Origin of the sequence: Caenibius tardaugens NBRC 16725 (genome assembly GCF_003860345.1) — a bacterium.
In the GTDB taxonomy this organism is placed as follows: domain Bacteria; phylum Pseudomonadota; class Alphaproteobacteria; order Sphingomonadales; family Sphingomonadaceae; genus Caenibius; species Caenibius tardaugens.
Genome location: NZ_CP034179.1, coordinates 3,149,121 through 3,168,975, shown reverse-complemented (window position 1 = coordinate 3,168,975; position 19,855 = coordinate 3,149,121). Strand labels below are relative to the sequence as shown.

The 19,855-nt window shown below is 60.4% G+C and carries 19 protein-coding genes and 1 tRNA gene; 6 read left to right on the top strand and 14 right to left on the bottom strand.

What is annotated here, in order from left to right; all coding sequences use genetic code 11:
• Positions 1-209 precede the first annotated feature (209 nt).
• From EGO55_RS14850 to EGO55_RS14835, 4 genes are all read left to right on the top strand, one after another.
• Positions 210-764: a Csu type fimbrial protein gene (locus EGO55_RS14850; RefSeq protein WP_040714644.1), complete on the top strand. Its 555-nt coding sequence runs from the start codon at positions 210-212 to the stop codon at positions 762-764.
• 32 nt (positions 765-796) lie between these two features.
• Positions 797-1,336, top strand: a complete 540-nt coding sequence (locus EGO55_RS14845; RefSeq protein WP_021688593.1) for a Csu type fimbrial protein — start codon at positions 797-799, stop codon at positions 1,334-1,336.
• A 5-nt stretch (positions 1,337-1,341) separates the two neighbouring features.
• Positions 1,342-2,139, top strand: a complete 798-nt coding sequence (locus EGO55_RS14840; protein WP_021688594.1) for a fimbrial biogenesis chaperone — start codon at positions 1,342-1,344, stop codon at positions 2,137-2,139.
• An 83-nt stretch (positions 2,140-2,222) separates the two neighbouring features.
• Positions 2,223-4,613: a fimbria/pilus outer membrane usher protein gene (locus EGO55_RS14835; protein ID WP_021688595.1), complete on the top strand. Its 2,391-nt coding sequence runs from the start codon at positions 2,223-2,225 to the stop codon at positions 4,611-4,613.
• A gap of 173 nt (positions 4,614-4,786) precedes the next feature.
• Here the strand turns inward: EGO55_RS14835 and EGO55_RS20610 are convergent, their stop codons facing one another.
• The 8 genes from EGO55_RS20610 to EGO55_RS14800 form a co-directional block, all read right to left on the bottom strand.
• Positions 4,787-4,924 carry a hypothetical protein gene (locus EGO55_RS20610; protein ID WP_156915558.1) on the bottom strand — a complete coding sequence of 46 codons (138 nt, stop codon included), beginning with the start codon at positions 4,922-4,924 and terminating at the stop codon, positions 4,787-4,789.
• 271 nt (positions 4,925-5,195) lie between these two features.
• Positions 5,196-5,570, bottom strand: coding sequence for a hypothetical protein (locus tag EGO55_RS14830; protein WP_021688597.1), 375 nt, complete (start codon positions 5,568-5,570; stop codon positions 5,196-5,198).
• Entirely contained in the window at positions 5,570-6,055 is a 486-nt protein-coding gene (locus EGO55_RS14825; RefSeq protein ID WP_021688598.1) for a hypothetical protein, read from the bottom strand. Before EGO55_RS14825 ends, EGO55_RS14830 begins: the two co-directional genes overlap by 1 nt.
• Positions 6,055-7,725, bottom strand: coding sequence for a hypothetical protein (locus tag EGO55_RS14820; RefSeq protein WP_021688599.1), 1,671 nt, complete (start codon positions 7,723-7,725; stop codon positions 6,055-6,057). Before EGO55_RS14820 ends, EGO55_RS14825 begins: the two co-directional genes overlap by 1 nt.
• Positions 7,725-8,597, bottom strand: coding sequence for a packaged DNA stabilization protein (locus EGO55_RS14815; protein ID WP_021688600.1), 873 nt, complete (start codon positions 8,595-8,597; stop codon positions 7,725-7,727). Before EGO55_RS14815 ends, EGO55_RS14820 begins: the two co-directional genes overlap by 1 nt.
• Positions 8,594-9,283: a hypothetical protein gene (locus EGO55_RS14810; RefSeq protein ID WP_021688601.1), complete on the bottom strand. Its 690-nt coding sequence runs from the start codon at positions 9,281-9,283 to the stop codon at positions 8,594-8,596. The genes EGO55_RS14815 and EGO55_RS14810 overlap by 4 nt, the downstream gene beginning before the upstream one ends.
• 177 nt (positions 9,284-9,460) lie before the next feature.
• Positions 9,461-9,727, bottom strand: coding sequence for a hypothetical protein (locus EGO55_RS14805; protein WP_021688602.1), 267 nt, complete (start codon positions 9,725-9,727; stop codon positions 9,461-9,463).
• Between the two features lie 60 nt (positions 9,728-9,787).
• A complete protein-coding gene (locus tag EGO55_RS14800) occupies positions 9,788-11,164 on the bottom strand; it encodes a P22 phage major capsid protein family protein (RefSeq protein ID WP_021688603.1) in 1,377 nt (458 codons plus the stop codon).
• Positions 11,165-12,099: 935 nt separating this feature from the next.
• Here EGO55_RS14800 and EGO55_RS14795 point away from each other — a divergent pair.
• Both EGO55_RS14795 and EGO55_RS14790 read left to right on the top strand, forming a co-directional pair.
• A complete protein-coding gene (locus EGO55_RS14795; protein ID WP_021688604.1) occupies positions 12,100-12,525 on the top strand; it encodes an ASCH domain-containing protein in 426 nt (141 codons plus the stop codon).
• Between the two features lie 151 nt (positions 12,526-12,676).
• Positions 12,677-13,648, top strand: coding sequence for a tyrosine-type recombinase/integrase (locus tag EGO55_RS14790; RefSeq protein WP_021688605.1), 972 nt, complete (start codon positions 12,677-12,679; stop codon positions 13,646-13,648).
• A 57-nt stretch (positions 13,649-13,705) separates the two neighbouring features.
• On the opposite strand, the gene EGO55_RS14785 is transcribed toward EGO55_RS14790, so the two are convergent.
• The 6 genes from EGO55_RS14785 to serA all read right to left on the bottom strand — a co-directional run bounded on the left by EGO55_RS14785 (position 13,706) and on the right by serA (position 19,749).
• Positions 13,706-13,781 (bottom strand) — tRNA-Val (locus tag EGO55_RS14785).
• A gap of 111 nt (positions 13,782-13,892) precedes the next feature.
• On the bottom strand, positions 13,893-14,891 hold the full coding sequence (locus EGO55_RS14780) for a helix-turn-helix domain-containing protein (RefSeq protein WP_021688606.1): 999 nt from the start codon (positions 14,889-14,891) through the stop codon (positions 13,893-13,895).
• Between the two features lie 59 nt (positions 14,892-14,950).
• Positions 14,951-15,457 (bottom strand): L,D-transpeptidase family protein, encoded by a 507-nt coding sequence (locus EGO55_RS14775; RefSeq protein ID WP_021688607.1) that lies wholly within the window; start codon positions 15,455-15,457, stop codon positions 14,951-14,953.
• Between the two features lie 33 nt (positions 15,458-15,490).
• Positions 15,491-16,780 carry an adenylosuccinate synthase gene (locus tag EGO55_RS14770; RefSeq protein ID WP_021688608.1) on the bottom strand — a complete coding sequence of 430 codons (1,290 nt, stop codon included), beginning with the start codon at positions 16,778-16,780 and terminating at the stop codon, positions 15,491-15,493.
• Between the two features lie 167 nt (positions 16,781-16,947).
• On the bottom strand, positions 16,948-18,060 hold the full coding sequence (locus tag EGO55_RS14765) for an ATP phosphoribosyltransferase regulatory subunit (protein ID WP_021688609.1): 1,113 nt from the start codon (positions 18,058-18,060) through the stop codon (positions 16,948-16,950).
• A gap of 105 nt (positions 18,061-18,165) precedes the next feature.
• Complete coding sequence (serA, locus tag EGO55_RS14760) at positions 18,166-19,749, bottom strand: phosphoglycerate dehydrogenase (protein WP_040714837.1); 1,584 nt, start codon at positions 19,747-19,749, stop codon at positions 18,166-18,168.
• Between the last annotated feature and the right edge of the window lie 106 nt (positions 19,750-19,855).

The following is a 19,855-nucleotide window of genomic DNA, read 5'->3' as shown; positions in this document are numbered from 1 at the left end:
TTTAGATCAGCCCCGCGACAACGGCATCGCACAGGCCCCTGCATGCCCGCCGCATACAATTTCAGTAACAAAAACAATCATTACTTGAATATTTGAAATATATATAATTTGTTAAGGTAATTATTGTAACAATATGACATATATTTTTGTATAAGGTAATAATGTTACTCGCCTATTTCCGATTTTCGCATAAATTGGGGAGATTCACATTGCAGATTCAGCGCATCGGGCTCGCTCTGGCCGGCCTGTTCGTAGTGGCATCACCTGCTCATGCAACGATCGACGGCAGTCTTGATGCCACCATTACATTGACCGCTGCGTGCATAATCAACGAAGCGAACACTGCTGATGGCGCCACGGGGATCGATTATGGCACGATCGATTTCGGTAGCCAGAACACCTATTTCTCCACTGCGGATGCAGAACTGGAAGGAAGCGTGGGCACGGGTATCGAAATCCAGTGCAGCAACGGCACGACCCCTGTACTCGCCTTCGGCGGCGGCGAGAATGCCGGATCGGGCACCAGCAACACCGGAACCACAGGCGCCCGCGCGATGGAACATGGCACCGAGGCAGGCACCTTCGTCACTTACAACCTTTACAGCGACAGCAGCGGCGGCACGATTATCCCGGTCGACGGCACTATTGCGCTGGACGCTGACGGCAGTGCCCAGACGATACCGGTATTCGGCCGTGCATTTGGCGCCGATAACCTGTTCACCGGGCAATATCATGACCTGGTCGTGGTCACGCTCACGCTTTGATGGCGTAAACTGGCAGATCTCAGGAAAACGCCATGCGCGGGCTGGTCACGGCGGAAACTCTCGCCCCATTGACAGCGATGCTTGCCCTGATCCCGTCTGCGCATGCGGAAACCTCCAAAAGTTTCGAGCTATCGGCTGCTATTGCCCAAGGTTGCGCAGTGGATGGTCTGGGGATGAGCGGGAACGCAGGCGCGCTTGGCTCGCTGTCTTTCGGTTCCCACCCCTCTGTCGCGACAACCACACATCAGGCATCCCTGAACGACACGCAAAGCGTCACCTTACGCTGTACACCGGGGGTTGCCCTCACCATGTCGCTGGACGGAGGCCTGCATAACGCATCGGGCAACCGCAATCTCCAGCTTGGCAGCGATACCGCCGCGCGGCTGCTTTACACGCTGTGCACCGATGCGGGCTGTTCCCAGCCGATCGGGATCAATCAGGCCATCCCCGTGACGGTCAACAGCAGCAACATGAACAATGTGCGCATTCCGGTGGTGGGCAAGCTTACGCTGCCCGGAAACAGCCGCGTGGGCACCTTTACCGACACTGTCACCGTCACGCTTAGCTGGTAATCGCCATGCATGTCGCCTTACGTCTGCTTGCCATTGTAGCGGGAATAGCCACAGCCCTTGGGACGGCGAGTGCCGCCGCGGCACAATCGGTCAACACGATGGTCATCTGGCCCATCGATCCGGTGATCGCGTACAAGGAACGCGCAGCGGCCCTGTGGCTGGAAAATCCGGGCAAAAAGCCCCTCCTCATGCAAGTCCGCATTTTCGGCTGGAATCAGGATGGCGGGGAAGATCACTTCACCGAACAGAAAGAGGTCACGGGCACGCCGCCCCTGATCCGGATAGAGCCCGGCCAACGGCAGCTCGTGCGGCTCACCAGGCTGGTGATGCCCGAACCCGGCAGGGAAAGGGCCTATCGGGTGATCGTTGACGAAATTCCCCTGCCCGATGCGCCTTCGGATGGCGTTACGCCGTCGGGAAGCGCAAAGCCGAAGCAGGCCGGAGCCGCGATCCAGTTCCGCATGCGCTATTCCGTGCCGCTGTATGTCTATGGCGAAGGACTGGGCCATAAACCGGACAAATCGCAGGCTATCGCCCGGTCGCAAATGGAATGGCGCGTCATTCAGGCAAACGGGAAACCCGTGCTGGAGATACGCAATCTCGCGCCGGTGCATGGCAAGATCAACAGTGTGAGCGTGAGGCACGCGGATGGAAGCACATCGAAGCTCAACCCTGTTGTGGGCCACATTCTGGCGGGATCGGTCATGCGCTGGACCATCGACAAGCCGCTTTCCGACACGGCCGTGATCGAGGCATCGGTCAATGGCGCCGCCCCGGCCGTTCTTGCCCATTGGAGCCACTAGGCAATGCGCGGCACAGCCTGCCCGTGTGCGGGGAACCAGCCGTCTTCGCCCGGAACAGAAACCGCCCCATGAGGTGATGGTCGATGCGGCGCATCATACCCTCACGCCCCTTGGGTATCGCTCTGCCCACCCTCTCGGGTTTATGCGCCTTCGCTTTCTGCCACCCGGCGCAGGCCGCGTCGCATTTTGACGAAATCCCTGCGGCCCTTGGCTCTGCCGAAGCCGGGCAAGCGATCCATGCGGTTGCCCTCCAGCTCGAAATTGTCATCAATGGCGTGCCGAGCGGGGTTATCATTCCGGTATGGGCCAATAACGGGCAGTTCAGCATAGCGGCTGGCGATTTGCGCGCGCTCGCCCTGCCGGTTGAAGGCGATCCCAACGCTCTGATCGCGCTTGCGCAATTGCCCGGCGTTTCCGTGACGTATGACGCGCCCAATCAGCGCCTCAATCTACAGGTTCCTTCTGCATGGTTGCAAAACCAGACGATCACAATCGATCGCGGGCGCCGTCGGGTTACAGCACAAAGCAGCACGGGCGCCCTGTTCAATTACGAACTCTATGCCGCAGATGGCCCCCGCTCGGCCCCGATGGTCTCGCTCTGGAACGAACTGCGCCTGTTTGGGCCAATGGGCATGGTCAGCAGCACCGGCGTGCTGCGCCATAACGGGTCCGACACACACTATATGCGCTACGACACGCGTTGGACTTATTCCGATCAGGATAGCATGGTCACTTACGAAGCGGGGGACATCGCCACCCGATCCCTGCCATGGACCAGCGCGATCCGATTGGGCGGCTTCCAGATTTCGCGTGATTTTTCCGTCCGACCCGATGTCGTGACTTATCCTGTCCCGGCATTCGCCGGCGAAGCCGCGCTGCCTTCGGCCGTTGAACTGTTCATCGATAATCATCAGGCGTTCGGCGGCAAAGTCCAGCCCGGCCCGTTTACGATGACACCCCTGCCGCAGATGAACGGCGCCGGGCAAGCCAGCGTGGTGGTGACCGATGCGCTGGGGCGGCAGGTCACCACCACAGTCCCGTTTTATGTGTCGAGCACGCTCCTGCGCGCGGGTTTGACAGATTATGCCGCGTCGGTCGGCATAGTGCGCCAGAGCTATGGTTTACGCAGTTTCGACTATGGGCAGCTCGCCGCCAGCGGATCGTTCCGCCACGGCCTGACAGACGCCATAACGCTGGAAGGCCATCTCGAAGCCACGAAATCGCTCGTGGTGGGTGGAGCTGGCACCGTGTTTCGCCTCGGCGTGCTGGGCATTATCAACGCGGCCTTCAGTTACAGTCGCCATGGAGGCCGCGACGACAGGGGCAGCGGCAGCCAGATCGTGATCGGTTACCAGTATCAAAGGCGGAATTTCACCTTTGCGGCCAATCACACGCGGCAAAGCGCCGGTTTCACCGATTTAGCGATGATCGACAGGCTGGACCGCAACGAGAATTTCGAACGACGGCGATCCGAAATGACCTCGGTCAGCGCCAGCCTTGCTCTCGGCAAATTCGGTTCGCTGGGCGCGGGATATATCGATGCACGCTGGCGTGGCGAAAAGCGTATCCGGCTGGTCAACGCCAGCTGGTCACTACCGATCGGACGATCGATCAATCTGTTCGCATCGGGCACATACGAAGTGGGCTCCGACAACTGGGCAGGATCGCTCAACCTGCTGATCCCGCTGGGCGGATCGCGCGGCACAGTCAGCAGCAATATCGTGCGCGATGATGATGGCCAGATCAGCAGCCGCATCGATTACACGCGCTCTGTGCCCACGCACGGGGGCCTCGGCTGGAGCGCCTCGCTGGCCCGGCTGGGCGATGGCGATATCTATGCCGATGGCGACCTGACCTGGCGCACCGCCGATATCGAATTGCGCGGCGGTGCCTATGGCAGCGGCGGCGATATCACGCGATGGCTTGGGGCCAGCGGATCGCTTGTCTGGATGGATGGCGACATGTTCACCGCGAACCGCATTTCCGATGCCTTTGCGCTGGTTTCCACCGGCGGCACAAAGGGGGTTCCGGTCTACTACGAAAACCAGATGGTCGGGCGCAGCAACGCGGACGGGCATGTTCTGGTGCCCTGGGCCAGCGCTTATTACCCCGCCAAATATGCCGTTGATCCGCTTGCACTGTCCGACGATATGACGGCCGACGTGGTATCCCGGAATATCGCGATCCGGCGAGGCAGCGGATACGTCGTCGATTTTCCAATCCGCCGGATGGTTGCGGCCAGAATGATCGCCACCGCCGCCGATGGCACGCCGCTGCCCGTGGGTTCGGCCGTCCGGGTCAACGACAGCAGTTCAACCTATGTGGGGTGGGATGGCGTGGTCTTCGCAGAAGACCTTGCCGCAAGCAACGAAATGGCCGTGACCTTGCGCGATGGCTCCGTATGCCGGGCATCATTTGCCATCGATATCAACGCTGGCGGAATTGCCGATCTGGGGACAGTGCCATGCCGATAGTTCAGCCCTTCCTCCGCGCGGGAGGCACATGCGCACGCATCGCCTGGCTGACCGCCGTTATCGCATGGGGCATCGTGTTTGCGGCCACTCCTGCGCAGGCCGCATGCACGACATCGGGAAGTACGATTTCTTTGGGCAGCGAGGGTTCCTACACCGTTGCGGCGAGCGCCATTTCAGGCAGTGGCTCCAGCGGCCTGCCACCACAGGAAGCCCTCAATGCGGACTGTCTGCACGGCAGCGAAGGCAAGTGCGATTGCGGCAATGGCAGCGAATACGCGGGCCCACAGGGCGCTGAAAATGACGCTAAACATCAGTCCACTCTATTCAGGAATAGTGCGGCGACCGCCTCGGCCGGGACTGTGAACGACGCCGTCTTTCCTTCTATCACCTGTATGCAAGGCAGCGGACTATCCTGCATCGGGCCCTTCGCCGGAGCCATATTGCAGTAATTGTTGCAGGTCGGCCCGCCCGCTACGCACCGGCCCGGTCCGGCGTCACGGGAATGCGCGCAAATATGCACGCTGTCGCGTTCGACAGGCGCCTCACGGACCGTAAACGTCACATCACCATTCGCCTCGCGGTTTATCGACACATATCACCCGCATCCCACTTCAGATAATCACCGTCCGAAGGTGCGGCTGCGTCTACGTCTGTGAGATCATCGAGTTCGGTAGCGCCAACTGTCGGTGCCGCCGGTTCCCACGCCCCCGCCGTGTTGTTCCATGTCAGAACGTCGCCATCAGTGGGCGCAGCCGCATCCACATCCGTAAGATCGTCCAGTGCCAGCGCCCCGCTGCCCACGGACTGCCACGCACCGTCGTTCCAGTCGTAGAAGCTCAAATCCTCGGTGTCTGTGGAGAAATACAGCGAAAGTGTGCCCGTCGCCGCATCAGGGGTTGTGGGCCGATCAGCCGCAAGACCTTGGCTGAGATAATCCGTGATAAGACCGCCAGCCATCAGACATACTCCCCAAGTACAAGACTTCCATCCGGGTTCTGCACAAAGACAGGCGGAAACGATCCATCGACGACAGGTGACCAAATGCCACCCGCGCTGCCAGTGATCGTGATGGTATCACCCACATCGTTTACGCTGATCGTGATCCCCTCACCCGCAACCAGTGCCGTGCCTACAATGTCGCGGATGCGCTCCGCTTCGGACAACGTATCGATCGCTACGGCATCAGCCGTAACTGTGAGGCCGGTTCCTGCGCCCACATTGAAGGTTCGATTGCTCGACAGATCGCCGCCACCGGTCAGGCCATCGCCTGCCGTCAGCACTAGGGACGCATCGGCTTTTCCTTCAACCGCACCCTCAACAGCAGTCGTAGCCTCAACGATAGAGTCGCCCTGCCCTTTCAGCAGACGCATGAAATAGTCAGTCGGTCGCCCCGCCTGATCGACAATAGCGAACCGCTGGTCGAGGCTTTGAAGCTGATCCATCAGTCGTCCATTTCCAAAGCGTCAATACGCTTCAGCGCACCCGTATCGGTGATCCGAAAGAGCCTGCCGGGCGCATCCATGCTGCCGAGTGACAACCAGTTGAGTCGCGCACTGTAATCCCCCGGCGAAACACTCAGGCTGCCCATGTCGTCATAATTAAAGCCGCGATCATCACTGACCGACAGGTTCACAGTCAGGTTATCGCTGACCGATCCAATACTGCCGAGCAATTGCACTCCGAAGCAGGGCCTTGAAGCGTAGCCGGGCCTGACGACAATCTGCCCCGTTACCTGCCGCGTGAATGAGCGGGGCGTTGCCGCGCCCTCATCGCTGTCATCGTCGTAATCGTCGTCTGGCGAAAGGAAGTAGAGCGTGCCGTTTTCGCTGTCGCCCGCGATAACCCCCGACCAATCCTCGGAAAACTTGCGCCCAGCCAGCCAATTGCATCCAGTACGTGCACGCCAGATTGTGGAATTCCCCGACCCCCAATTATACCATTCCTGAGAATGTGTGTCGTAAACGAGCGTTGCCAACTGCCCACAATGCAAGACGTAATTGTCATGGCCGTCCAGAGTATAGGACCACACCTGAATTTTGGGCTCTCCCAAGCTTGGCTCAGGGCCGGGATCGTTGGATGCAAACTGGTAAGCCTGCGCCGTGGAATCAGAGCGCGTCCCAACAAGCATGTGCTTGCCTTCAATCGTCTGCCAATACGTGCCGAAATCAAGATCGCCGTTCGCAGTGATGTCGAGCCGATCGTACCAGGAGAAGTCCTTGGCAAACACAAACACAGTCACTTGCGTAAGGGGGTATTCCTCCACGTCGATGCCGAACCAAAAAACTTCGTAATTGCCGCGCATCCGGTATTCCATTCCAGATGCATAATCGGCTGCTGCCTGAAAAACGGCGTCGTCTGCGTCGTCGTCGAGTTGGATCGAATAATTGGTGTACGAGAACGGGTCACCTCCCGCCACTGCCGTCCACTTCGACATATAGACCGTGTTGCCCGTCTCGGAGACGGTCTCGTGCCCTACGAACGAATAATTGAAATCGTCGTCACTGAGAGTGACGAACTGCATATAATTACCGCCGAACCCTTCCGGCTTTTCGAAGGCTTTGTATTTAGACCAGTCTTTCCCTCGCAGATAATAGTGACCTGTCACCGGGTCCTGCGTCTGATGACCATCCAGGTCCTTGACGCCGCCAATGTTATAGACCGGAAGGAATACGTTTCCTCCGCCACCCACCCCAAACTCTCCGCTATCGAAGTAGAAACCCTCATCAGAAGGCAAGCGAGGAACATTCAACCCATAGGTATCGATCGACACGTCTAAATCTTTATAGAACACCCTCGACGGCCAGAAATTATAGTTGGTAAGCGTAATTTTCGTTTTGTCGCGCGACAGCATCCCCCGCGTTCCGCCGAAATCGGTGCTATCGTTCAATTCGTCGTAGTACGCGCCAAATCGCTCGCCATCGTTGTTGATGTACCAAACCTTGTACTGGTCAGCCTCATCCCCATCAGCACCGGACATCACGATAGCAGGGTATGGGGCGTTCAAACTGTAGTTGACCGCAGCCGCGCCCGTTGCCTCCGGGATATCGCCCGTCACATCGAAATACAGCGGAACAACATTCCTCCGCGGGACAGTGAGTGGAGTGAGCGCCATCAGCTTGCTGCCTGTATCTGGATCGCGCGGCGGATCACTTCTTCCACATCGGGCCGCGAAATGCGGTTCTGCCCGCCTGCGTACTGAAAAGCCGCACCGTCTTCGTCGATCAGGATCAGGCTATCTTTCACCTGAATGGCGGACCCTTCCCAGGACCCCCGATCAAACAAGATCCCGGTGTATCGCTGCATGGGCGCGTCGAGATTGCCTACTGTCACCCACGGTTCGGTCGTTTTCTGGCCCAGCAGCCAAAACATATCGCCATAGACGATCACCTGATGCAGGTTGTCCGGCGCGCGCTCTGCGGTCGCATAGTCGAGCGGATCAATGGTGATTTCACCGGGCTTGATCCAGTAGAACTGCCCAACGGTCACAGATGCCTCGGACTGAACCGGGATCACGATCACGTAACTGTTGATGTGCGCGACAGAGATTGCGCCGACCTCCACAGGCAGATCGACTTCGCTCAGCCCATCGTCTTCCATGTAAAGCCACAGCGCACTACCGCTGGCGATAAACAGGTGTGCCGGTTCCTCGCCAATGGGCGCCGTCGCTGCCATGCTTGGATCGCCGGGGACTGGCCCAATATCGCCAATCAGAGTTGCGGTGCCGGTTTCAGCGGAAACGCGGTACAGATCGGTATTGGAGACGACAAACAGATCTCCGCCAAACACACCGGGCTCATTGAACAGCTTACGGATAGGGCCTGAGCCGACTTCCATGAACTTCTTGAGCGCTGGCCGTGCGATCAGGCTGAATTGGCTGTCATTCAGCACAGGGTTGCCTTCCAGAAACCGATTGCGGATCGGGATCAGAGGCGTTGCGGCGACCGCGCGATGGAAATTGGTCTTGGCGAGCGGGATATCTGTCACAGCAGTTCCCCGCCGATATTCGCCCCGCACTGCCCCAACAGACCGCGACTGCCCCAATCCTGCACCGGACGGGGGCGGCGATAACGGGCCGCAAGACGGCTCGCCTGACTTTCCAGCCAAGAGGCGCTGGACTGCGCCAGATCGCGCCCATGACGCGGATTAAGCCGCATCGCGAGCAGGATGGAGAAATAGTCATCAAACTCGCGTGGGAAGGGAAATTCGTCAGACAGCGCCAAGGCATCGATGCGCGTCCACGATCCGCGGTCAGCCCGGTAGAACCATTCGCGGCGCAGGCTGTTGGTGTTCAGAACAAGCGACGCCGCGCCCTCCACCAACCGTCCATTGCCCGTCAGCGTCAACGGATTTGCAGAGAGGTTGCCCGCCACATCGACCACCGCAAGACGCTGGCCGTCATAGGGGCGCGGATCGAGCGCAAGGCTCTGCGCGCCGCCATTCAAGATCAGGCGCACATTTTCGGGCACATAATCATGGACCGCGTTATCGTGCTGGCCCCCTATGTTCAGGTCCGTCAGTTCCTGTCCGACTTCCTGCCCCATGGTCGCAGGCAAGAGGCTGTCGAGCAGCGTAAGGCCCTCATCGCTCTGTGCGCTCGTCAGTGAGCGGCCAACGCCCGTCAGATTGCTTTCACGATAGGCCGCAGTGATGATGTCGTTAACTGTCGCCACGGCGCGTTACCTTCCGCCCCGGCTTGCTCCCGCCCTTCCGTCCGTCCCCATCGTGATCGAGCGGATCAACCCCTACTTTCGAAGGGTGATCTGCCCAACCAGCGGGAACCTCATCGGCTGAGGCGAAAACTTGTGCAGCCCCATTGGGGCCGTAGCGATACGAAGGCCAGGTATCCATTACTCAGCCCCTTCGCTGACAGCGAGAACGCCACCGTTGTTCCACAGGGCGCCTTCAACTTCAGGGTCGGCAGTGGGGAGATTGGCCAGCACGGCATTGCCTGTGACAGTGGTCAGATCGGTCCAACCCACAGACGTGCCGATGCTCAAGGCTCCCGTGTCCACGGCGTAGTAAAACCCGAACGTGCCGTCAGGCCCGCTATAGACCGTTGGCCTGTTTGCGGCCTTCCCTGCCGATAGTGCACCGAGCCACAGGTTATTTGCCATGTCGTGAATCTTCCAGTCAGGGGAATGGCCCCACTCCCGAAGGAGCAGGGCCAATCAATGTCAGGAGCCGCTGATCTCAGCACCCATCAGCGGGTCAGCATTGACCGCGCCGAAGATGGCATCCCAACGGTGGATATGGGCACCCGTGGAGATGTCCGACCCGCGCCAGTAGCGGATCGAAATGCCCGTTTCGGGATCGTTGGCGAAGCTCGATTCCCCGGTGAACGGTGTGTGGAGCTTGGCCGAGACCAGCTTGATAGCCGACTTGTGCCATGCGGCGCGGAAACGACGAGTGTAAGGCGTCGATGCCGAAGTCGGGCCAAGGTGGGTTACGGCAGCACCGTCAACCGCAGCAGCCGAACAAGTGGCAAACGCCGTGTTGGCCAGTGTCGAAACACCGTCATTCGTACCCGGCACGATGATCGGGGGCGAGATGATCAGGTCAACGTCGCCGTTCGCATCGGTCGTGATCGCGGTCCCCAGCGGCGAAGTGGTCGGAACCGACCCCGAAGCCGTCGAAGCGCCGCCCAGAACAACGAAGGTCTGGAGATACGGCAATGCCACCTGATTGCGCCAGTCGTAGGCATAGACCCCGGCAATCGTGATCTTCTCGCCGGTCTTGATCGTGACACCCGATGCCTGACCGTCGATGTGGATGGTCTGCACCATCGTATTCTTCACATCGCGGTAGTTCACCGAGAGGGTGCCGTTGTCGATCAGCGAGGTCAATGCCGAAACGCGGGTGCCGGTCGCAAGGCTTGGGCACTGCTGCGTTGCGTACGCATCGATTTCCGACAGAACCGGAATTTTGATCCGTTCCAGGGCACTTTTGTTCGTGCCGTCGATGCTGCCGCCAATCAGCGAACCACGGATCTTTTCGCCGTCATTGAACAGGACGGTCGAATTGATGTCGCTGTTCGGCACCCCGAGGTCCATCAGCCGCGTATGCACACGGTTGAACTGTGCCGGGGACTGGATCGCCAGACCAGCATCAGCAGCAAACTCGGCAGGCGTTGCCCAATCCGTGGTGGTGTCACCGATGTAGGACGAGAACTTGGCAACCTGCTTCTGCAAGTGGCTGTCGAACTGGTGTGCGAGCGTCGAAGCAGCCGCCTTCATGGTGGCGTTCTTCATCAACTCGTTGAAGGACTGCACGTATTCGATATCACCAACCGACACGTGAACCTTGGCGTACTGGTCAACTGCGACGTTGACCGAGCCGGTCACGATGTCCTGCGCAGCGAGTGCGGCGGACATGGCCGAGGAATCGTTGGGTGCAAACCGGGGCGGACGCTTGGTCGAGACGGACAAGCCGTTTTCGTCGGTGACTTCGTTTTTCAACTCGCCATCAACGAGTTTGCCGGTGACGAGAGCGTTCTTCGTCATCTTCAGCATGACGTTCGCGTATTCCTGCGCGTTCAGGAACTGATTAGCCATTGTGGTGCTTCCCTTGCACGCCCTGAGGGCGGTTGTTCCGATGGTGGGAGCGCGCAAGAGCGCGGTCTTCGGGCCGGGCGCGGAACAAACGGGAAGCGCCGCCACGGCCTGATAAGCGCGATTGCGAAGGGCCTGCCCGTCAGACCACTTCGCCGCGAATGAGCATGGTTATGCCATAAAAAAGTGCGTCAGGTAGTTGGCGTTAACGCATGCCTATTCAGCATCGCTCCAACGCGAAATTACGGTTGCGAGAAGACCCCGCACTGTGAATGCATCCGACCTTGGGCCTGCGCAGTAAGTATCCCAATGGCTACTCTGGACGCGGTTTTCACCTTCACACACTTCCGCATCGGTATGACCTAGAACGACTACGGCAGTCGAAATAGGCCAATCCCCGTGCTCTCCCGCTTCGATGTCGTCAGCAACGCACCGGGGCTGCATGTGAGGCTGCTTATCAAAGCTTCCGCAAGCACGGCAATGCCGCCCGTTACAGGGCTGAAATGGCAGCAATCAGGGATGCGGCAGAATGACCACATGCGCCCAGCTTCCGCCCCCCGCTGATTACAGGGCGATGTCGCAACCGCAACGCGCAGTTATGCGTGAAGCGTATGTGAAGGCTCAGGATGGCCTCTGCCATCATTGTTCAGCGCCTTTGGCTGGGCAGCCAGCGCTAGAGAGCCGGAGCCGCTCAGTGAACCGGAGGTTATTTCCGGCCAACTTCTTCCGTTGGCCTGTCCACCTTCATCACTGCCACCGCACAGGAATGGTCGTCCCGCTGTTGAATGACCTGCATGGGCTGACGCTGGATGACGACGACCTGCACGACATCCGAATGCCTACAACAATGGCCGGGTGAACGAGGATCTGATCGTCAACATGCACTGCCCACGCTGCAACCATCAGTGGCTTCGCGCCCGGACAATGGGGCTTTGACCATGACCAAAGCAGAGATCATTGCGCTCGCTGAACGGTGCGAGGGGGCGGACCTTAAAGCCCTGTCGATCAAGCAGCCGTATCCGCACCACATCTTCCACGACGGCAAGGACGTGGAGAACCGTGATTGGCCGACCAAAGGCCGAGGGTGGTTCATCGTCCATGCCGGTGTCAGCAAGACGGAACTGGCGGATAGCCAAATGGAACTGCCGCGTGGCGGGATCGTTGGCATGGCGCGCATCGTCGATTGCGTCACCGAAATGGAGAGCCATTGGTTCTTCGGTCGATACGGCTTTGTCCTGCGCGATGCTTTCCCGGTTCCATTGATCCCATGCAGGGGACAACTTGGATTCTTCGCGCCGCCACAAGAGGCACTGGACGCTTTAGCATCAGCCCTCAGGGCTATCGCAGAGGGGATGGAAGAATGACGACAGCAATTCCCTATTCACCCGAAACGTTAGCTGAACGCTGGTGTTGCTCTGCCGAGAAGGTACGCATTATGTACCGCAACGGCGAGATCGCCGGTTTCAGGCTGGGCAAATTGATCCGCATTCCCGCCGCAGAGGTGGAGAGATACGAATGTCAGAATACACCCTCACCACTCACCGAGGAAAGCTTGCCCTCACCTATCGAGATGCAGCAGGTAAACCGCGCAGAGTTTCGACTGGCACGGCAGATCGGGGACGGGCCGAGGCTATCGCCCGTCAACTTTGGGCCCGGATAACCACTCCGGCGACCGAACGGATTGCCGACTTGTGGCCCCGCTATGTTGCCGACCGAATCAAGGATGGTGCACGCGCTGACCGCTTCAAGGCTCACTGGACGGCATTGGAGCCGTACTTCGGTCACAGGCTGGGAACGGCTGTCGAGAAGGATGATTGCCGCTCATACGCCACCGAGCGGAGAAAGGCGGGTTATGCGGCCAGCACGATCAAGACCGATCTTGAACTGCTGCGCGCGTGCCTGCGCTGGCGATACGGCGAAAACGCGCCCGCCCTCTGGATACCGCCTGCATCCGCCCCGCGTGACCGCTGGTTGCGGAAGGATGAGGCACGGCGAATCGTGGAGGCGGCAAAGTCTCCGCACATCAAACTGTTTCTGGTGCTGGGACTGGCGACCGGGGCCCGCGCTGGGGCGATTCTCGATCTCACATGGGATCGGGTCGACTTCATACACGGGACGATCGACTACCGCCCACCCGGGCGAATCCAGACGAACAAGCGCCGAACGGTGGTTCCGATGAACAACATTGCGCGCGAAGCCTTGCAGGAAGCCTACGCGGGCCGACTGACGGGCAACGTGATCGAGTACAACCGCAAGCCGGTGTCATCGGTGAAGAAGGCGATAGAGCGACTGGCGAAAGACACGCGCATACCGTTTTCGCCCCACGTTCTGCGGCACACGTGCGCAGTATGGATGGCCCAAGCGGACGTGCCGATGCAGAAAATCAGCCAGTATTTGGGGCATACATCGTTGAATATGACCGTCAGCACGTACGCCAGGTATTCGCCTTCGTTCATGAAGGACGCGGGCGCGGCGGCGGAGTTTTGATGTACATTGGTACATTTTGGGAGAAAGGCGGATTTTATGGAAACCCGCAGAAAACCTTGGTGGGCGGTAACGGGCTCGAACCGCTGACCCTCTCGGTGTAAACGAGATGCTCTACCAACTGAGCTAACCGCCCCATGCCGGAATCTCTCCGGACGCAGGCGCTAATAGACGCTTTGCCGGGCGGGTCAATCCGGCTTGAGAAAGTTCCCGCATAAACCCACCACCGGGCAAACGGGCCGGGCGATCAGGCCGCTTGCCCGGCGCCTGTATCCAATTCCGCAAAATACCGCGCCATGCCATCGGCAGCAGCCTGCGACAGTCCGATAAAGGCGCGCCTGCCATCCTGTTCGTCCGCCACCCTTTCCAGAAGCCCGACCTCAGACATCTGCGCAATCCAGCGCAAAGCCGTGGTTGCCGGAACACCCGAGGCGATGCACAGCGAAGTGACCGAAACCTGCCGCCCTTCCCCACGCGCGGCACTGAGATCGAGCAGGATATCCCAGGCGGGATCAGCAAACAGCGCAGCATCGAAGAAACGCGTACGCAGCTGGCGATTGCGGATAACCTGCCGGATACGCTGCGGATCAGGCAGCGCCGGGGTTCCGCCGGGGCGAAGCCGCCCGTCATTACGCCCATCATTCTGGCCGCCGTCCGCGCCGCGAAAACCCTTGCGCGGGGCTTCCACCTGCCACAGGCCGGATTCGCGCACCGGATGGTCACGCTGATCGGGCGTCCCGAGCCGGGCGGCAAGCTGGCTGACCTGTTCCGTCAGCCGCAACAGCAGCAGCCGGTCTTCCTGCGACAGTTCGCGCATGCGCTGGCCGGGCATCTGCGCCAACACGCGCCCGAGCGCGATCACCCGTTCCGCCCGATCGGGATCGACAAGGATTTGCGGGTTCGATTGATCGAGACAGGCAAACACGTCATCCAACGCATCGACTGAGGTCGAAACCACCAGATGCGCCCCAGCCCGTGCGGCGCGAAGATCGAGCCGGCACAACGCCGCCATGCTGGCAGCATCGAGCACAGGACAATCCAGCAGAACGATATCGCCAAGAACGCGTATATCGTCCCCTGCGAGCAGCGCCGCCACGTCGCCCGAAGTGGAAAGCAGAAAACCGGCGGCTTCCGCATCGTCGCGCATTTCCGCACGAACATGCGGCCGGTCCGCAAAAATCGCCACGGTAAGAGGCAAGCCAGCCCGGTCGTTCACCGCATCATACATGAAGTTCGCTTGCGTCATATTCCCCCCGATTCGCGAACATGATGTGAACAAAAAGGGATCAGGTCAAGTCCATCGCTTCATGGATGAATATCGATAACTGTACCATCGGGTACGACATTCCACATTTCTTCCATCTCTTCATTGGACAAGGCAATGCACCCATCGGTCCAATCGCCGATCGGGCGCATGGGAAAACCGTTGGGTTGTCCATGAATGAAGATGTCGCCGCCGGGCGAACGCCCCCTGCCCCGCGCATAGGCGCGATCCTGCGCATTGGGGTAGGATATGTGGAGCGAGAGGTGATAGCGGCTCTGCGGATTGCGATAATCGATGCGATAGCGGCCTTCGGGGGTTCGTTCGTCCCCCTGAAAGCGCTTGTGCCCCACGGGTGCATCACCCAGTTGGATGCCGCTATATGTCCGCAGGGCCTGGCCCTTGCGATAGAGCGTGAGCGTGCGTCCCGACTTGCTGACCTGCACATAGTCCACCGCCTGCGTCAGCGGCGGCAACGAAAGGGAATCTTGCGCCTGCGCCCCGGCAGTCAGCACCGGCAACAGCAGAACGAGCAGAGCACGCGGTTTCATCGCCGGAAAGGCTAAGCCTTTCCGGCGTCAGGCTCAATCCTCGAACGGATCGCGCACGAGAATGGTATCATCCCGTTCCGGGCTGGTGGACACGCTGGCGACCGGGCAATCGATCAGTTCCTCGATCCGGCGGATATATTTCACCGCCTGCGCCGGAAGATCGGCCCAGCTGCGTGCGCCCGCCGTGGTGCCCTGCCAGCCTTCGATTTCTTCGTAGACCGGTTCCACCTCGGCCTGATCGGCGGCATGTGCGGGGAGATAATCGATCACTTCACCACGCAGCTTGTAGCCGGTGCAGATCTTCAGCGTATCGAACCCGTCCAGCACGTCGAGCTTGGTCAACGCGATGCCGGTAACGCCCGAGATCGCGCAGCTTTGCCGCACCAGCACGGCATCGAACCACCCGCACCGGCGCTTGCGCCCGGTAACCGTGCCGAATTCATGGCCACGTTCGCCAAGACGCTGGCCGTTTTCATCGTCCAGTTCCGTGGGGAACGGACCGGAACCGACACGCGTGGTATACGCTTTCACGATACCCAGAACGAAGCCCGCCGAACCCGGCCCCATGCCCGAACCGGACGCGACCGTACCGCTGACCGTGTTCGAGCTGGTGACGAAGGGATAGGTGCCATGATCGACATCCAGCAGCACGCCCTGCGCGCCTTCGAACAGGATGCGGGCGCCTTCTTTCTTCACATCGCGCAGTCGTTTCCACACCGGCTGGGCGAATTGCAGCACGAACGGTGCGATTTCCTTGAGATCGGCAATCAGACGCGCCCTGTCGACCGGCGGTTCGCCGAACCCGGCGCGCAAAGCGTCGTGGTGGGCACACACCCGGTCAAGCTGCGGATCGAGCGAATCGAGATGCGCCAGATCGCACACGCGAATCGCGCGGCGGCCAACCTTGTCTTCATAGGCGGGGCCGATGCCGCGCCCGGTGGTGCCGATTTTGCCCTTGCCCGCCGCCGTTTCACGCAGCTGATCGAGATCGCGATGGATCGGCAGGATCAGCGGGCAATTGTCTGCAATCGCGAAGTTTTCCGGCGTGATCGTGACGCCCTGCGCAATCAGCTTTTCCACTTCCGCCTTGAGCGCCCAGGGATCGAGCACAACGCCGTTGCCGATAATCGACAGCGTGCCGCGCACGATGCCCGAAGGCAGCAGGCTCAGCTTGTAAACCTCACCGCCCACCACCAGCGTATGGCCGGCATTGTGCCCGCCCTGAAAGCGGACCACAGCATTCGCCCGGCTGGCCAGCCAGTCGACAATCTTGCCCTTGCCCTCGTCACCCCATTGGGCGCCGATCACCGTCACATTTGCCATTGATAGAGTCCCTCACCCTGCCAGGTGGTTCCGACACGCCCTTCGACAGGACTCGGCGTGTGGGAAGCTGATAATGGACCCGTTGCAAGGCCCGAATAACGGGCGCGCGTTACCGTCTGCAACGGGAGCGAGTCAAGGCATAGGGGCGAGAATTTGCCCCCTTGCCGTCAGAGCGGCTGCGGCTCCTTCCCGTCAAGCACATGCGTGCAACCCAACACCTTCGCTTCATCCGCCTTGGAAAGCGCGGCGATTGTCCGCCAGCCGATCGCCCGCAGGCGCGCGGCGGCTTCGCCATCATGGCCAAGCGGCAGAAACAGCACGTCACGCGCATGTTCCGCACCCTGATCGGCCTTCACCAGTTCATCGGTATAGAGCGAGAAGCCGGTTGCCGGTTCGTCCAGCCCGTGGATGCGATAGGTACCCCCACGTCCCAGAACCCCGCGTACGCCTTCGGCATAGAGCGTGAAGCCGAACCAGCTCTGGTATTCAAAGCCGTGGCGCTCGGTGGGATCGAGCGTAATCCGGGCCTTGTCGCCCACGCGCGCGGCCACGGCCTTCAACCCGTCGATCCGGCTGGCCAGCGCACCGCCCGCATCGATCGCGGCCAGTTGCGCAATCGCGCGATCAAACGGCCCGGTGGCGTAGAGCAGCGGGAGATACGCTTCCCCGCCGATCTCGCGCAGCGATCCCGCATCCTTGGCATCGAGTTCGCGGCGAACCGCCTCGATCGCATCGCCCGCGAGCGGGAACGGCCCCGCCGCCAGGGCATCGACCAGATTGGGCAAAGTGAAATCGATCGAAATTCCCCGAGCGCCAGCCGCGGTCAAAGCCTCAATCGCCAGCAGAACGATCTCGCTGACCGCTTCCACCGCATCGCTGCCGATCAGTTCGGCGCCCAGTTGCAGGCGTTCGCGCGTGGGATCGAGACCATCGCCCTTGATCGTGACAACCTGCCCGCCATAACACAGGCGCAACGGGCGCGGTGCCCGGGCGAGGCTGGTGGCGGCAATTCGCCCGACCTGCACCGTGATATCCGACCGCAGCGCCAGCGTACGCAGGCTCGACGGATCGACAAACCGGAACATGCGGCGCGGCTGCACCCCATCCATCCGTCCGGCCATGGATTTTTCGAATTCGATCAGCGGCGGGCGCACCCGGTCATAGCCGTGGCTGTCCATCACATCGATGGCGGCACGGCTGATACGGGTCACGGCGGCAGCTTCACGCGGAAGCCGGTCCTCCAGCCCTTCGGGCAGCAGATCACGCGTCGGGTCAGTCATAGTGCCACGCCCACTAGCCGTTCGGGATCGCGCTGTCGAACCCCGAAAACAAAAGCCCCCGCCCGCCACCGGAAAACCGGGGCGAACGGGGGCGTGATGGTTGGATCAGAAGGTCAGCGCCATGGCGCGTTTCACGCCCGGCAGGGCACGGGCCTGTTCCAGCACCGAGGCCGGAACGGGGCTGTCCACCGAAAGCAGCAACACCGCTTCGCCACCCGCTTCGCGGCGGCCCAGGTTGAACGTGCCGATGTTGATCGCGCTTTCACCCAGCAGCGTACCGATGCGGCCGATGAAGCCCGGCGCGTCTTCGTTGACGATGTACATCATGTGGCCAGCCAGTTCGGCTTCGACCTTGATGCCGAACAGTTCGACCAGACGCGGTTCGGAATTGCTGAACAGCGTGCCAGCAACCGAACGTTCCCCCGCCTCGGTCTTGACCGAAACGCGGATCAGCGTGTGGTAATCGCCTTCACGCTCGGTCTTGACCTCACGCACTTCCATGCCGCGTTCCTTGGCAAGAAACGGCGCATTGACCATGTTCACGCTGTCCGACTGCACCCGCAGGAAGCCTGCCAGAACAGCGGCCACGATCGGCTTGGCGTTCAGTTCCGTGGCGGCGCCTTCGGTATGCACCGAAATCCGCGCCAGCGAACCGGTGGTCAGCTGCCCGACCAGCGAGCCAAGCTTTTCCGCAAGCGCCATGTAGGGCTTCAGCTTGGGCGCTTCTTCCGCCGAGAGCGAGGGCATGTTCAGCGCGTTGGTGACACCGCCAGTCAGCAGGAAGTCGCTCATCTGTTCCGCGACTTGCAGCGCGACATTGACCTGCGCTTCGCTGGTCGATGCGCCAAGGTGCGGCGTGCTGACAAAGTTCGGCGTACCGAACAGCGGGCTTTCCTTGGCCGGTTCGGTCACGAACACGTCCAGCGCGGCACCGGCCACATGGCCAGAATCCAGCGCTTCCTTCAGTGCGGCTTCATCCACCAGACCGCCACGCGCGCAGTTGATGATACGCACGCCCTTCTTCGTCTTGGCGATGTTTTCCTTCGACAGGATGTTGCGCGTCTGATCGGTCAGCGGTGTGTGCAGCGTGATGAAATCGGCGCGGGCCAGCAATTCATCCAGATCGACCTTTTCGATGCCCAGTTCCAGCGCGCGTTCCGGCGAAAGGAACGGATCGAAGGCCACGACCTTCATCCGCAGGCCCAGCGCACGATCCGCTACGATCGAACCGATATTGCCAGCACCGATCAGGCCCAGCGTCTTGCTGGTCAGTTCCACGCCCATGAAGCGGTTCTTTTCCCACTTGCCGGCCTGGGTCGAAGCGTCGGCTTCGGGCAGCTGGCGGGCAAGCGCGAACATCAGCGCAATCGCGTGTTCAGCAGTGGTGATCGAGTTGCCGAACGGGGTGTTCATCACCACGATACCCTTGGCCGAAGCCTCGGGGATATCGACGTTGTCGACACCGATACCAGCGCGGCCGATAACCTTCAGGTTGGTAGCCGCCTCAAGGATGTCTGCGGTGACCCGGGTCGACGAACGGATCGCCAGACCATCATACTGGCCGATAATGGCCTTGAGCTCTTCCGGTGTCTTGCCGGTGATGACATCAACATCGCAACCGCGCTCTGCAAAAATCTGCGCGGCCTGCGGATCCATTTTATCCGAAATAAGGACTTTGGGCTTGGTCATGTAAGTTCCAATCTTGGAATTGCGTGCTGTCACTGTGTCAGCATCCATCGCGCCCGCATTGCGCAGGCAGAGGAAAACGGCACCCCGATCAAACGGGATCAGGGTG

Coding starts and splice junctions, on each gene's coding strand:
- EGO55_RS14845 (WP_021688593.1), top strand. CDS start 797: ATGCGCGGGCTGGTCACGGCGGAAACTCTCGCCCCATTGACAGCGATG.
- EGO55_RS14840 (WP_021688594.1), top strand. CDS start 1,342: ATGCATGTCGCCTTACGTCTGCTTGCCATTGTAGCGGGAATAGCCACA.
- EGO55_RS14835 (WP_021688595.1), top strand. CDS start 2,223: ATGCGGCGCATCATACCCTCACGCCCCTTGGGTATCGCTCTGCCCACC.
- EGO55_RS20610 (WP_156915558.1), bottom strand. CDS start 4,924: ATGTTTAGCGTCATTTTCAGCGCCCTGTGGGCCCGCGTATTCGCTGCC.
- EGO55_RS14830 (WP_021688597.1), bottom strand. CDS start 5,570: ATGGCTGGCGGTCTTATCACGGATTATCTCAGCCAAGGTCTTGCGGCT.
- EGO55_RS14825 (WP_021688598.1), bottom strand. CDS start 6,055: ATGGATCAGCTTCAAAGCCTCGACCAGCGGTTCGCTATTGTCGATCAG.
- EGO55_RS14820 (WP_021688599.1), bottom strand. CDS start 7,725: ATGGCGCTCACTCCACTCACTGTCCCGCGGAGGAATGTTGTTCCGCTG.
- EGO55_RS14805 (WP_021688602.1), bottom strand. CDS start 9,727: ATGGCAAATAACCTGTGGCTCGGTGCACTATCGGCAGGGAAGGCCGCA.
- EGO55_RS14800 (WP_021688603.1), bottom strand. CDS start 11,164: ATGGCTAATCAGTTCCTGAACGCGCAGGAATACGCGAACGTCATGCTG.
- EGO55_RS14795 (WP_021688604.1), top strand. CDS start 12,100: ATGACCAAAGCAGAGATCATTGCGCTCGCTGAACGGTGCGAGGGGGCG.
- EGO55_RS14790 (WP_021688605.1), top strand. CDS start 12,677: ATGTCAGAATACACCCTCACCACTCACCGAGGAAAGCTTGCCCTCACC.
- EGO55_RS14780 (WP_021688606.1), bottom strand. CDS start 14,891: ATGACGCAAGCGAACTTCATGTATGATGCGGTGAACGACCGGGCTGGC.
- EGO55_RS14775 (WP_021688607.1), bottom strand. CDS start 15,457: ATGAAACCGCGTGCTCTGCTCGTTCTGCTGTTGCCGGTGCTGACTGCC.
- EGO55_RS14770 (WP_021688608.1), bottom strand. CDS start 16,780: ATGGCAAATGTGACGGTGATCGGCGCCCAATGGGGTGACGAGGGCAAG.
- EGO55_RS14765 (WP_021688609.1), bottom strand. CDS start 18,060: ATGACTGACCCGACGCGTGATCTGCTGCCCGAAGGGCTGGAGGACCGG.
- serA (WP_040714837.1), bottom strand. CDS start 19,749: ATGACCAAGCCCAAAGTCCTTATTTCGGATAAAATGGATCCGCAGGCC.